Annotated in this window: 13 protein-coding genes; 1 reads left to right on the top strand and 12 read right to left on the bottom strand. The window is 50.6% G+C overall.

Annotated features, from left to right (window positions below):
• Nucleotides 1–21: 21 nt before the first annotated feature.
• The 12 genes from SDD30_RS13560 to SDD30_RS13505 form a co-directional block, all read right to left on the bottom strand.
• Complete coding sequence (locus SDD30_RS13560; RefSeq protein WP_434075465.1) at nucleotides 22–222, bottom strand: 4Fe-4S dicluster domain-containing protein; 201 nt, start codon at nucleotides 220–222, stop codon at nucleotides 22–24.
• A 28-nt stretch (nucleotides 223–250) separates the two neighbouring features.
• Nucleotides 251–1,948 (bottom strand): FAD-dependent oxidoreductase, encoded by a 1,698-nt coding sequence (locus SDD30_RS13555; RefSeq protein WP_434075464.1) that lies wholly within the window; start codon nucleotides 1,946–1,948, stop codon nucleotides 251–253.
• Nucleotides 1,949–2,014: 66 nt separating this feature from the next.
• Complete coding sequence (locus SDD30_RS13550) at nucleotides 2,015–3,604, bottom strand: SLC13 family permease (protein WP_434075463.1); 1,590 nt, start codon at nucleotides 3,602–3,604, stop codon at nucleotides 2,015–2,017.
• 212 nt (nucleotides 3,605–3,816) lie between these two features.
• Nucleotides 3,817–5,256 carry an SLC13 family permease gene (locus SDD30_RS13545; protein ID WP_434075462.1) on the bottom strand — a complete coding sequence of 480 codons (1,440 nt, stop codon included), beginning with the start codon at nucleotides 5,254–5,256 and terminating at the stop codon, nucleotides 3,817–3,819.
• A 128-nt stretch (nucleotides 5,257–5,384) separates the two neighbouring features.
• Nucleotides 5,385–5,804 carry a DoxX family protein gene (locus SDD30_RS13540; protein ID WP_434075461.1) on the bottom strand — a complete coding sequence of 140 codons (420 nt, stop codon included), beginning with the start codon at nucleotides 5,802–5,804 and terminating at the stop codon, nucleotides 5,385–5,387.
• A gap of 54 nt (nucleotides 5,805–5,858) precedes the next feature.
• Complete coding sequence (sucD, locus tag SDD30_RS13535) at nucleotides 5,859–6,734, bottom strand: succinate--CoA ligase subunit alpha (RefSeq protein ID WP_434075460.1); 876 nt, start codon at nucleotides 6,732–6,734, stop codon at nucleotides 5,859–5,861.
• On the bottom strand, nucleotides 6,712–7,899 hold the full coding sequence (locus tag SDD30_RS13530) for an ATP-grasp domain-containing protein (RefSeq protein ID WP_434075459.1): 1,188 nt from the start codon (nucleotides 7,897–7,899) through the stop codon (nucleotides 6,712–6,714). The genes sucD and SDD30_RS13530 overlap by 23 nt, the downstream gene beginning before the upstream one ends.
• A gap of 20 nt (nucleotides 7,900–7,919) precedes the next feature.
• Nucleotides 7,920–9,125 carry a LeuA family protein gene (locus SDD30_RS13525; RefSeq protein ID WP_434075458.1) on the bottom strand — a complete coding sequence of 402 codons (1,206 nt, stop codon included), beginning with the start codon at nucleotides 9,123–9,125 and terminating at the stop codon, nucleotides 7,920–7,922.
• 15 nt (nucleotides 9,126–9,140) lie between these two features.
• Nucleotides 9,141–10,103 (bottom strand): phosphoglycerate dehydrogenase, encoded by a 963-nt coding sequence (locus SDD30_RS13520; protein ID WP_434075457.1) that lies wholly within the window; start codon nucleotides 10,101–10,103, stop codon nucleotides 9,141–9,143.
• Between the two features lie 152 nt (nucleotides 10,104–10,255).
• A complete protein-coding gene (locus SDD30_RS13515) occupies nucleotides 10,256–11,326 on the bottom strand; it encodes a Gfo/Idh/MocA family protein (RefSeq protein ID WP_434075456.1) in 1,071 nt (356 codons plus the stop codon).
• 54 nt (nucleotides 11,327–11,380) lie between these two features.
• Entirely contained in the window at nucleotides 11,381–11,737 is a 357-nt protein-coding gene (locus SDD30_RS13510) for a cupin domain-containing protein (RefSeq protein WP_434075455.1), read from the bottom strand.
• A gap of 20 nt (nucleotides 11,738–11,757) precedes the next feature.
• Nucleotides 11,758–12,528, bottom strand: a complete 771-nt coding sequence (locus tag SDD30_RS13505) for a creatininase family protein (RefSeq protein ID WP_434075454.1) — start codon at nucleotides 12,526–12,528, stop codon at nucleotides 11,758–11,760.
• 319 nt (nucleotides 12,529–12,847) lie between these two features.
• On the opposite strand from SDD30_RS13505, the gene SDD30_RS13500 reads away from it, so the two are divergent.
• On the top strand, nucleotides 12,848–13,585 hold the full coding sequence (locus SDD30_RS13500) for a sulfite exporter TauE/SafE family protein (protein WP_434075453.1): 738 nt from the start codon (nucleotides 12,848–12,850) through the stop codon (nucleotides 13,583–13,585).
• Nucleotides 13,586–14,052: the final 467 nt, after the last annotated feature.

Raw genomic sequence — 14,052 nt, 5'->3', positions numbered from 1 at the left:
CGTTTCCTCCTCCTGAACTAATTAAAGGCCCGTGAGCGGGAAAATTATCTTAATACAGTCCTGGGGGCAATCAATCCGGCAGGCACCGCAGTACCAGCATTCATCCGGATAAAGTATCCGGGGTTTCCCGGAGGCTGCGTCCATGTGGATAAGGTCGCCGGGGCAGTTATGGTCACACCGGCCACAACCATTGCAACGTTCTTCATCAATCAGGACAGCCATCGCTAGCATTACTCCTTCCCTTGCAGTATTAAAGGGTGCTTGGTGGCACGCGCTTCAAGACCACGTCGGTACCTTGCCGGCGTTGATGCAGGGAACAGTGCCATTCTTCGCGGCTCTCGGGAAAGTCCCCCCGATAATGGGAAAGGCCAAAACGGCTTTCTTCCCGTGCCAGCGCTCCCCGGGTAATTGTTTGGGCTACTAATAAAAGGTCCCGTAATTCGTGAACCCGCATTAGTTCATGCAGGTTTTCGGCTTTTAAATCGCCATAGAGTTGCTCTAACCTGGCCAGTTCCTGGGTAGCAGCCTGCAACCCCCTGGCTGTACGGCCAATGCCTACATAAAGGGTCATCACCTGGCGAAGTTTATCTTCCAATTCTTTATAGTGCAGGCCATCCCGGCGCTGTAAGGGTTGATAAATGGCTACCTTCCTTTCCTGCAACTCCTCCCCGGTAATTGCCATCTTGCCGCCACCGCCGCGACTGGCGAAGGCTGCTGCTTCCTCCCCGGCTGTCTCGCCGACACACATGGACCCGGAAAGACTGCCTACTGTTACCGTGCAGGCGCCGGCGGCGAAAAGCCCGGGTACAGTGGTTGCACACTCAAGGGTAACATAAATGCCGCTTACAGAACCCAGGAAAGCCGGCAACTGTCCCTCGGATATCTGTACTTCCAGCAAATCTTTGCGCACATCGACACCTTTTTGTTGACAATAATCCAGGAAGGTGTTTTTATCAACGGGCAGCAGGTGATTTAACAGGTGTTCCAGAGCTTCTTCAGGCAAATGACGCATATCGAAGTAGCAGGGGCCGCGCCCTTCTTTCAATTCCCAATAAACGCCCCAGGGCATGACCCAGCGGGGACCCTTCTCTCCCTTTTCGTGGTATTTGAACAGGAAGCGTTCGCCCAAGCCGTTAACGATATAACCGCCCATGCCGACAATGGCATTAAGGGCCGAGGCGCTGAAATTTACCGGGGTCAAGGTATAGTTAACAAATTCCATATTTTTTAGCTCGGCGCCGGCGCGGAAGGCCATGGCCTGGGCGCCGCCGTTGTTATAGGGGCTATGCCAGCTGTTATAGGGCATGCCTGCCTGATTGTTATAAAGACGGCTGACATTGCCGGTGGCCACAATGGTAGCCCGGGACAGGAAGGTATAGAAATCGCCCTTGCGGACATCGAAGCCCACCGCACCGATGACTGTGCCATCGTTTAACAGCAGATCGGTTATGTTGATCCGGCGGTAAAATTTGACGCCGACCCTGGCCGCCTCAGCGCTAACCGTCGGTTTGAGCTTACGGCCGTCAAAATTGATAAAATAATCTCCCGGCTGGCCGAAAGAACCGGTGCGGATATAATCGTTGTGGGCCATATCCAACCGCATAGGAATACCCAGTTCTTCCATGTAAGCAACCATCCGTTTAATCCGTGACAGGTACACTTTCCCGGGGATGTCCATATCCACCAGCCCCTGGGTCAAGCGGTGATACCATTTTAAAAAGGCTTCATGGGTATCCCATTCCGGGCCGCTCTCCAGGACCGCCAGGAAATGGTCATTACCAGCGCAACCGCAACCACTCCGGTCAATGCCGGCCTTATCCACCAGGGCTACCTCCAGGCCCTGCCGGCGAGCGGCCAGGGCCGCCATGGTGCCGGCCGAACCGCCACCAATGATCAGGACATCGGTAGTAATCTGGCGCTCGGTTACATCAGGCAAGTTGACGGACATCTTTTAACCCCCTATGAAGGGGCCGGGTTCCCCGGCCCCGGCTGATTAAACAAGTTTAAGCTCATTCTACTTGGGTACGTAAGGGAATAGCCAGGCAGCATAGTAGTAGACAAAAAAGGCTGTCACGGGAATAGAAATCAGGCTTAAAAGCGAACCCACTTTAACGAATTCAGTAATCTTCAATCCGCCGCTGCCATACACCAGGGCCATCTGGGGGGCGGCGATAGGCATAGCATAGGATTGCTGGCAGGCAACCGCGATAGTCAACCCCATGGCAACAGGGTTCAGGCCTACTGCTACCGCCGCCGGTACAGCTACCGGGATCAGCATGCCGATAGCTGGTACGTTGGGAATAAATTGGGTTAACAGGACACCAATGAAGGTAAAACCTAACACAATCAGCCACGGGGAAGCCCCCTGAAATACAACTGCCAGCTGCTTGGCACTCCAGGCCACCAGGCCGACATCCTTAGCATTCATGGCATTGCCCAGGGCAAAACCGGTGGTGACAATGATTATTGCTCCCCAGTTAATCGCTCGTTCGGAACTGGTCCAGTTAACCGTAAACTTCCGTTCCTGCCAGTTAACCGGCAACAGGAAGGCCAGGACGGCTGCAAACAGGGCCACCACCGAGCCATTTAATATTACGTCCAAGGTCTTGGTCAGGCCGGCTTCGCGGCCCAAAAAAGCCGAAACCAGGCTGGGCACCAGCCATAAAATAATGGCAACTGCCAGGACCAACAAACCGTTGCGTTCACCTACCGAGAGAGGCCCCATGGCCTCTAATTCTCGCTGGGCATATTCCCGGGCCCGTTCCAGGTTGGCTATTTCCAATTTAAACATACCCCGGAAATACACCAGCATAACAAGTAGCATGATAATCCCGAAAGGAATACCGAAGGCCATCCAGTCACCAAAGCGGATGGTAAACTTCGTTAATGAAGCAATTAACCCCATAGCCAGGAAATTGGTGTTGGGTGAGCCAATCGGCGTTATAATACCACCTGCCTGGGAACCATAGGCTGACCCAAATTTCATGACTTTCGACACAGGGTGATCTTCGCTGATAGCCAGGGCTTCGGCAATACCCGCGCCAATGACCAGGAAGAGCATGGTGCAGGCAATGTTGGAAAGAAAAGCTGAAACAATAGCTACGGCGACGGTGTAGCTGATAATCAGGGCAAAGGGACTGGTGGCGGCGAACCGGCGCGAAAGGATCCACAGGGCTGTTCTCCGGGTAAACCCGTGCTCCACTAGGGCGCCGATAAAAATATAAGCTCCAAGCATCAACCAGTTGTTTTCATGACCCAAAACAGAAAAAACGTCGCTGTACTTCATAATACCCATGGCCGGGATCAGGACAAAAGGAAGTAAACCGGTAGCCGGGATAGGAATGGGTTCACAGACCCACCAGGTAATAGTCCAGACCGTGATGGCCAGGACCTCCTTGGCCTTCAAGGTCATGCCGGCCGGGGTGGGCATTAAGAGTAAAAGGATAAAAAGCAGGGGACCCAACCACAAACCCACCGTTCTACGACCCTTTTCAAACCTAATCTCCGTCGGGCTGTATTTTTCCTTGAGTTCATCGAAGCTCTTCCAGCCGCTACTCATAGACATTTGCGACTTTGCCGATGTGCCAGTATTAACGGTAGCCATTTAAATATCCCACCTTTTATAATTAAATTAGTTATTATATCAAGCCCGTTATTTGGCAAGCTTTTTCAACTATATGTCCGCTTTACATTTTTAATCAAAGAACGCCAGCCGTATAGGATTAAATTCAGTCAAAACTCTATAGCTGAAACAGGCAATCGCTACCTAAATACCCATACGGCTGGCAAGAAACCGCCGGGAAGCTCAGAAGTCCATTATAATAAACCTACCCAATGGTACCAGGTGAAACAAGAAATCAAGTTAATAATTATAGCTACCAGGCTATAAATGCTAAGCAATTTAATAGTATCCTTATAGCTAAGATATCCTAGCCCAAGAATAACAAGAGAAGGCATCATCATATAGGGAAAGAAGGCAATAGTATCAGCATTAAAAATTGACAAAAGGGACGGACCTAAGCCGGGAACACCTAGAGACTTGAAAAATGCAGCAACAGCAGGAGTAAAGCCAGCTGCAGCCGTTTTACTCTCTACCAGGGGAATATGTGCTAAAGTTCCTACCAAATACGTTATGGCACCCATTGCTTGGGGGCTCATATCAGGCTTGATAAAGGTCCCTAGCATTATCTTCCCGATCCACGTCGCAACACCGGTCTTTCCTAATACAGTACCTATAGTCACCGCGGCACCAGAAAAAATCACAATGGGGAACTGCAATTTCTTTAATTCATTTCTGGTTATAATACCAAAACCGGGCCCGCAGAAAAGTGCCGCTGAAAATATGGCTACCGCCCAGGAAGGTAAGTGATTCCATCGATCAGTAGCCCATAACAGCAGAGTAATCAGTAAATAGAACAGCGCTCTTATTTCGGTACTGCTCATTGGGCCAAGTTTTGTAAAATCTTTACTCACTTCTTCTTTTTTACGAGCCTTTAAAACATCTTTTTCAGGCGGAAAAAGCCGCCAGGCTAAAAAGATAGATATTAGCGTTATAATAATTGTAGGCACACCAAACCAATAAATCCATTGGGACCAATAAACATCAATTCCTAATACCTGTTTAATAATACCAATGCCCAGTATATTAACGGCAATTCCGGTAAGGATACCAAATCCGAAAGTATTTCCAGCCAGGTAACAAATTGCCATAGCGAGTTTGCCCTCATTAGTTCCCTGGACCGGTCCCTTTACAAAGGCAGCAGCTACACCTACAGCGATGGGATAAAGAATCAGTAGTCGTTCCACACCGGCCGGGGTCAGGAAGGAAAGTAAAAAACCAACTACTACAATGATAGCCATCATTGATTTAAAAGAGCCGCCGGAAATACGCATCAAACTATAAGCTAATCTCTTGCCAATCCCGGAATGTTCTACAGCCATTCCAAAGATTAAGGCGGCGAAAATAAACCATACTATATCATTACCATAACCTGAAAATGCGTCGGCTGGTGAAGCTACATTAAAGACAACGTAAAATGTACTTAATAATATAGCAGTTACCTCGACGGGGTAAACCTCTAAAACCCACATTATAATAGCAAACAGCGTCAGGGCTAATGCTCCTCTTCCTTGAGGTGATAAGCCGCTTGGTAATAAATATACCAATATACTTACCAGCACCGCTATAATTAGTCCATATATCTTTTTCCGGTTGTTGTTGTCTTTAACAGCTGCATCAAGTGTAGGGTTTGACATCGTTAAACTTTGCCCTCCTTATTATTTAATTCCTTTAATCTAACAAAATTCTACATCATGAAAACTGCTACATGTTAACTCCCTCCCATCCTGAAAACAACACCTTCTCCTACTTAAAATTAAAACCATTAGAATAGGGAATCTAATGCAAAGGCACCGGGACCAAGCACAATAAGCATAAGACATAACGCAAGATCACTCATTGGTAAGTCAGCACCATCAAAAATGCCATTTTCTTTGTATTTGACTCGCGTAGCAACAATCATTTCAACTAATAACACTAACGCTACCCAGCGTGTTAAGAGCCCTAACAGTAAAAACGGCACCGCTATTAGCTGGCTAATAGAGGTGACATAGGAAAAAAATAGAGGAAAGGGAATACCATGCTGTTTAAATCTCGCAGCGGAGCCATGAAAACCCTGTTTACCGTAAGATTTAAACCAACCATGGGCACCAAAGACGATAGCCAATACAACGCGCACAAAGACCAGGGTCCAATCGATATAGTTTTGAGTAAAAGATAGAAAGTGCACGAACGCCGACACCATGATCACTCCTAAAAAACCAGATTATATCAGCGGGGTAAATAGTAAACCTCAAGATCATTTGTATATTTTACTTACCATATCTGCTAGTTCTTCCAGGCTGCCTGCCACCCTTACACCGGCATCAGCGAGCGCCGCAGCTTTACTATCGGCCCGGCCGGATTCCCCTTCTATGATCGCCCCGGCATGACCCATCTGCTTTCCCGGGGGAGCCGTCCGCCCGGCAATATAGGCAAAGACCGGCTTGGGATAAGTTGTATTTCGCAGATAAGCCGCCGCCCTTTCCTCTTTATTGCCGCCAATCTCGCCAATCATCACTAAGGCTTTTGTCTCGGGATCGGCGGCATAAAGTGGCAGCAGATCAACATAATCAGTCCCCACTACCGCATCGCCACCGATGCCTACTACTGTCGAAAGCCCCAGGCCACGATATTTCAAGTTAGAAGCTGTTTCATGGCTTAAAGTACCGCTCCTGGAGATCAAACCGATATTTCCCGGTGGATAAAGGAAGGAAGCCATAATCCCCAGCTTACTTTTACCCGGGCTGATGATGCCGATGGAGTTGGGCCCGATCAGCCTGGCTCCCCGCTGGCGGGCCAGAGCACGCAGATACATGGTGTCATGAATAGGAACATGCTCTGTGATAATCGCAACCAGGGAGATGCCATTCTCCAGGGCTTCAACCGCCGCATCCTTCACGGCGAAAGGCGGTACAAGAATCATACTGGCATCGACCGTTCCTGCTGCTTCCCGGGCCTCCTTCACTGTATCAAATACCGGTATCCCCTCTACCTCTTCACCGCCCCGTCCCGGGGTCACACCGGCCACAATCCTGGTACCATATTCCTTAATTAATCTCGCGTGGTAAGCCCCCTGACTGCCGGTAATACCCTGGATTATTACCTTGCTGTCAGCCGCAAGCAGGATAGCCATTCTCCCATCCCCCTTCGCCGGCTGCTAGTTGCCCCAGCAACTGCCGCACTGCCTGCTCCGTCGTCCCGTTTTTGACTACCGTCAACCCATACCGTTCTAGCAGGGACCAGCCCTCGTCCTGGGAATGTCCCCGCATCTTGACTACCAAACACACCTCCTTCGCCGCCGGTACTTTATCTATAAAAGCTGCAATACCCTGCGCCATGGTATAACAATTATTAATCCCACCGTAAACATTAACAATAATCCCTTTGACCCCGGGTTTCATTAACGTAATCTCCAAAGCAGCTCTCATCTGATCTGCATTAATACCCCCACCCAGATCAAGAAAACTGGCCGGCCGACCCCCCATCTCGATTAACCTATCCATAGTCGCCAGGCAAAGGCCCGCACCGCCGGCTATAATCCCTATATCGCCACCGGAATCAATACTAATGTAACTAAGGTTATGGCTTTGCGCCTTACGCTGGCAGGGGTCCGCCGGCACTACCGCCCAGCAATCCAATTCCCCGTTGCGGCTCGTGGCAGCGTCATCAATGATTACCTTGGCATCAGCGGCCAACAGTCGCCCATCCCGGCATAAAACCGCCGGATTAACCTCAATTGTTACAGCGTCAAAGTGGTAAAACAGTTTGATTAATTGGCGTAGCATATCCCTAGCCTGTAACAACTCTTTACCATGTAAACCGGCCTGGCGACATACCTCGGTCAATTGATACAGAGGCGGCGGTGCAAACGCATTTAAGGCCATTTTGACCAAGGAGCTGGGGTCTCGTCTGGCCACCTCCTCTATGTCCATGCCACCCTGGTTGGAAACCAAAACCACCGGGTGACCCTGGCTGTAATCCAACGTTACCCCGAGGTAAAGTTCCCGTTCAACCTCTAGCTGTTCCTCTATAAGAACCCTCTGTACCGTTTCTCCTTTGTGGGTAACCCCCAGGATTGTTTCAACCGCGGCAGCTGCCTCCTCAGGGGAAATAGCGAAACGAACCAGACCCGCCTTACCCCTACCACCGGCCCTTATCTGAGCCTTAACTACCACTTTGCCCCCCAGGCGGCCTGCTGCCTCACGGGCGGCCGTCGGCGTTGCTACCACTTCCCACTGGGGGATAGACAATCCTTGCCTGGCAAATAGCTCCTTACCCTGGTACTCATATAGATACAAGATCTTGACCCCCCTGGTATTTACCTTCCTAAAACCCCGGCTACAATTTGTTCAAATTCTGCGGGAGTCAAAATTCCCTTTTTGGCAATTCCTAACTCCTTAACTCGTTTGACGATGGCGTCGATCTCTTCATCGGTAGCCGTCCTTCCCTGTTCCTCCAGTTTGACCTTCACTGAGCCTTTACCGGTCTTTTTGCCCATAACAATCTCCATCCGCTTCCCTACCGTTTCTGGTAGGAACGGGAAGATCGCCAGAGGGGCTTCCTGCAATACCTCCATCCCCAAACCAATTTCCCTGGTGAAGGGCAACGTGCCGACCACCGGTTTGTTTCCTGCCAGGGGCTGGCCAGCCATCGCTACTACCTGTTGGGAAACCGCTCCCAGTTTAGATAAATCAACATTCATTTTAAATCCGTAAAGGGCCTCCAAGCAAAGAATTACTTCTTCCAGAGCAGTATTCCCTGCCCGTTCCCCCAAACCGTTGATGCAGCCATGGACTACTTCGGCACCAGCCTCTACTGCTGCCAGGGTAGTTGCCGTTCCCAGACCCAGGTCATTGTGGGTGTGTACTTCCAGGGGTACGGAAACCATTTTTTTGATTTCCCGGACCAGGTAACCCATGGCCATGGGGGTTGCCGTTCCGGTGGTATCAACGACTGCAATACTGTCCGGGGGCTCTTTAGCCATTACCTCAGCAAATAATCTTTTAAGAAAGTCCATTCTAGCACGAGTAGTATCAAAGGGGAAATAGGTGACATAAAGCCCGCGGTCATGGGCATGTTTAATAGCCATTATACTTTTGCTGATAATCTCATCTTCGCTCCAGTGGAACTGGTACTGCAGCTTGGGATATCCCGACGGTATTTCCAACACAACGCCCCATACACCGCAATCCGCCGCTCGATCAATATCCGCAGCCATAGCCCGGGAAAAGGCCATAACTTTGGCTCTCAAACCTGCATGGGCAATCTCCCGGATGGCCTGGGCATCTTCTGCCGCTACCGCCGGCATGCCGGCCTCAATCCTGTCTATGCCCAACTCATCGAGCATGCGTGCTATAGCCACCTTCTCTTCCAGGCGAAACACCACACCCGGCGTTTGTTCCCCGTCACGCAAGGTAGCATCATGCACTATAATCCGTGCCGGTAACTGTTGCTGTTCCCTTACCGGTGCCGCAAAGTTATATTCACTCACCCACCACTTCTCTTGATGCCAGGGTTCCTGCATGTTCTTTCGCGCCTCCTAGTTGATTTTCACTTCATATAAGGGCGGTTTACCTTGCAAAACATTGACTACACTCTGAGCTACAACCTCACTGGTTAAAGCCATGGCGCCATAAGTATAGCCGCCCATATGAGGTGTGAGGATGACATTATCCAGTTTTAATAGGGCCGAACTCAACGGCGGTTCTACCTGATAAACATCCAGGGCAGCGCCGGCGATTTTCTTCTGACTCAAGGCATCATAAAGAGCTGTTTCATCCACTACCCCGCCCCGGCAGGTATTAATTAAAAAGGACGTTGGTTTCATTTGTTCTAACTCGCAGGCCCCAATAATATGGCGAGTTTCCGGAGTTAAAGGTAAATGAATGGTAATAAAATCAGCAGCCGATAGGATCTCCTTCAGGCTAGCCGGACGAACGCGGTATTCTTTTTCAAATTCTTCATCATGAACTACATCGTAACCCAGGATATTCATCGCAAAGCCTAGTGCCCGCTGGATAACTCCCCTGCCGATTTTCCCCAGGCCCAGGACACCCAGGGTTTTTCCAAAGACATCATAACCCATCACTGGTCCCCAAAATCCCTGCCGGGTTTTTTGGTCCGCTGCAACGATTTGCCGGGCCCCAGCAATGATGAGTCCCATGGCCAGATCGGCTACCGCGCTGGCGTTAGTACCCGGAGCATTAGCGACAATAATCCCCCGCCTGGCTGCCGCAGCCAAATCGATGCTGTCAATACCAGTGCCATGCTTGACAATCACCTTGAGCCTGGGGGCCTGCTCTAAATCTGCCGCGAGGACTTTATTAATTCCTACCACCCAGGCATCGGCCTCAGCTAAAACTGTTTTAAAATCTTCCCGCTGGTGCATTTCACTGGGTGGTATCATTACCAGACGACAGTTGGATTCCTCTAAAATTTGCGCGGCCTTGTGGGAGTATTTGGTAAAAGTGGGCGAAGTAGATAACACCGTATAGCGTTTCAAGGCCGTCCCTCCTGTTTTTGGTACCATTGTGCTTGAAGATCCTATTTTGGCAATAGAAAACCTGGGCCCGGTAAATTAGAGCTTACCGTACCATCCCCAGGGTAGCAGGTGGCCTATTTCGAGCCACCTGCTTTACTTTATGGGAAATTGGGTTAACTGTTTAAAATATCGGCGATGGCCACCGCTTTTCCTGTTTTAGCGGATTCTACCGCCGCTAAAACAACGGCGATGTTATGAATGGCCTGTGTGGCATCAATCTCCGGCGCCGGGTGTAGACCTCGAATGGCGTCAGCAAAGTCTTCAAACTGCTCACGAAACATATCACCGCGTTGCAAAGGTACTGGTACGTCATGAAGAAAGCGATTATCGGGATCATCACCCTTGCTGGTAAACTCCCTCAGGATAAGCTTGCTGTGATCATCTACAACATTGGCTTTACTCCACCAGCCGAAATCCAGGTCATAAAAGAGGGTGGCTTTGGTAGCGTAAACATTCATGAAGAATACCCCCGGCGAGGCCCAGTTGGCTCCAACATAGGCCAGCCGGCCGTTGGCAAATTCACATATGGTCATCGTAGCCGTATCCTGATCAACCTTCGTGTATATGGACTTCATAAAGGAAAAAACACGGGTCACCGGTCCCATTAAGTATTGTAGGCTATCGACGTGATGGACGGCGAGTTGAGTCAAGGGGCCGCCCGGTGCCATGGACCGATCGCCACGCCAGTTCCCTGGCTGCAAGTCCAGGCCACGTTCATTGGAAAAATTAGTTTCGATCATGGATACTTCCCCGATCCGGCCGCTGTCCATCAGTTCCTTGATTTTGCGCACACCGGCCAGGCGGCGGGCACTGTGGCCGACTGTAAAGACTACACCAGCATCGCGGACGGCTTTTTCAATCCGCCTGGCATGGGTGAGTTCGACGGCAATAGGTTTATCAACATAAACATGCTTGCCGGCAGCAGCAGCGGCTTCAATAACCGGTGCATGCTGGTCGTTAGGGGTAGTGACAATCACTCCCTCAATATCATCCCGTTTCAGCAAAGCCTCCAGGCTCTCCTCCATGTCACAATGGTGTTTGGCTGCAAAAGCCTCCCGCTTGCCGGCGCTACGGGAATAGCAGGCGACTATTTTTAACTTCTCGCTGCGTTCAATACCATTGGCCATAATATTGGCCCAGCGCCCTAGGCCGATTGAAGCTACGCGTACCGGTTCATAAGACATTGTTTTTAACTCCTTTCTTTTGATGCTTTTGGGTTCAAACCCCTCACGGGGTGATTAAGGTATCCGCACTGTTGCCGCCGGGAAGAAGCAGAGTAAGCAAAGGCCAGACGTCCCGGGGTTAATAATCCGGTGGCTGGATTTCATGGGTATAACCAGGAGATCCCCCTCCATGATAGCTATTTCCTCACCATCAACCCAAGCCTTACCCTGCCCCTGCAGTACAAAGATTACTTCTTCCAGGTCATCATGAACATGGGGTGGCCGGGCACCACCCCGGGTTTCAGGGAAGATCTCAACAAGGCGGCAGGTCACGCCAGCAGCACCGGTCGTCCTGGCCGACACCAGTTCAGCCACCCTGCGCCCGGTTGCCTGCTGGAAAACGGCTTCTTTAGTATTGATCTTGGTGAGCATATCCATCCAGCTCCCGCTTTTTAAATGTTTTTTTCCAGACGGGCAAACACCCTTTGCACCGCCTGAACAATTTCCGCACTCACGCGCTCTACCAGTTCCTGCGCCTTTTTATCATTAACAATGCTCAGGTCACCGTACCATCCAGTCGGTGCTATCTGCCGGATATCGGCCAGCAAGGGATACACTGATCGTGAACGCCGTAAAGTATCCATTTCTTTGGCCGCCGCGTAAGGGGAGGGATTGGTGGCCCGCTCCAACTTCACCAGTTCGGGACGGTAAGCCAGGACCGGCAAGGCTTCTAAAGCGCCGGCATGGGTTAACTCTGCTTCATCTTGATAGAGTTGCGCCGCTATATAGCAAGCCTGGGCGATAACACAGCGGACGCCATATTCCTGCTGGAGTTGAGAAGCGGCATAATTAATGGCGGCGGTGTTACCTTCATGCCAGTTGATCACGAGAATTTTTTGAGCCCCATGCCTGATTACGCTGGCAGCAGTGTCCAGCAAAAGATTAATATAAGTTTCCTGGCGCAGGGTTAAGGTGCCGGCAATGGTGGCATGGAAGGGTGTAACGCCGGTATGGCTAAAGGGAAGCAAGAGGCCGTCTAAACCAACAGATACTTTCCGGGCAATAGCCATAATGGCATAGTGATCAGTACCACAGGGTAGGTGGGGCCCATGTTGCTCTACACTGCCGGTGGGAATTATCACCAGGTGTGACCGTCTAAGGATTGCTTCTGCTTCCGGTTGGGTTATCTCCAGAAGGTAATGGTTTGTTTCTTGCTGTATCAAGTCTTTCACCCCACTCCCGATTTATCATCTATGATATATGATATATTCTACATCAATTTTGATATTCCTGCTTTGGCCATAAATTTTTTTATTTACTACAGGTAACAAACTGTTGTAACACCTCCTCATAAAGAGATAAAGTAAATAGAAGATTTAATTGCTATTAGTGGTACCCTTTGTTAAAATGAGGCTGCGGCTTAAATATACTGATCGCAGAAAAAACTTTTATAGCGCTTCTAAATAAATTTCGGCCTGAGCTCCAGTAAAACTGGCACCAAAGAAAAAATAGAAAGCAGCCCTGTGAGAAAGGAGACCCCTCATGTCCGGTAGTTTTGGCCCCTGGTTGATAGCGGCAGCCATAGTCTGCCTGGCTGCCACTTTACAAGGAGTAACCGGTTTTGGTTTTGCCCTTATTTCTGTACCTTTATTACTCATCGTCTACGACCCCCACATGGTCGTGGGCATTAACATTATTATCTCCTTCGTTTCCCTTTTCTTGCTGACGCTACGCGTTCATAAAGCCATCCAGCGACCGCTGGTGAAAAATCTGTTCCTGGGTAGTATCCTGGGTATCCCCATGGGAGCCTATGTTTTTTTACATTTTAACCTCCAGGAACTAAAACTGAGCATCGGTCTTGTTACTGCCCTTTGCAGTTTGTTGCTCCTGAGCGGCGTAACCATAAAAAAGGCCACCGGCCGTTACTGGGAGGGCTTTACCGGCAGCATCTCCGGCTTCCTGACTGGTAGTGTCGGTATGCCGGGACCACCTATTATACTTTTTCTCAGCAACCAACAGTTGCCGAAAGATCACTTCCGGGCCACCACAGCAGCTTATTTCACCCTGGTCTACCCGGCCAGTCTCCTGCTTTTGGCCCTGCTGGGGGCCATTGACGGGCGCATCACCCTTACAGCCCTTTCTTTAATCCCTTTCGCTATCCTGGGTGGCCAGCTGGGCTGCCGTTTGTTTCCCCTTATCCCCCAGGCCCAATTTCAGCGTGGTGTACCCCTGCTGGTGCTGGGCACAGCCCTGTATGCAGTGGCTACGACGTTGTGGTAAAGCCATTCAAGGTCATTAGCCCTTCCCGGACGAATAAAACACGTGTTGGCGGCCTGCGGCAGCGGGCTACCCCCGGCGACGGTTTTTAGCTGCCAGGAGGCGGGCAGCAGTCTAGCCCGGGTCACGGCTGGGAGCCCCGGTAGTACCGGCCTGTCGGGACAAATTTGCGGCTGGGGCCACCGTCCTGCCGCTCTTTTCGGTGTTAGCAAAACTGCTACCGGGAAACTATGGGCATAGATTCCCGGCAGATCGCCCACCTTGCTGAGGCGACGTAAAACAATGACTCCTCCGGCCGGCCAGACTTACCCCCCGATTATTTCATACACCAGGGGCTGCGGGGTGGGCGGTGCGGCGGACAGGGTATAGGCCGCCTGGAATCTCTCCCGGGCCGCCTCCAGGTTGGTCCGGTCGTTGACGTGAAAGACGGCCAGGGGCTCGCCGGCGTGGGCATATTCGCCACGGCGTTT

The sequence above is a fragment of the Moorella naiadis (nom. illeg.) genome (assembly GCF_051020825.1).
Classification (GTDB): Bacteria; Bacillota; DSM-521; order Neomoorellales; family Neomoorellaceae; genus Neomoorella; species Neomoorella naiadis.
This window is presented reverse-complemented; position numbering and strand designations above follow the sequence as displayed.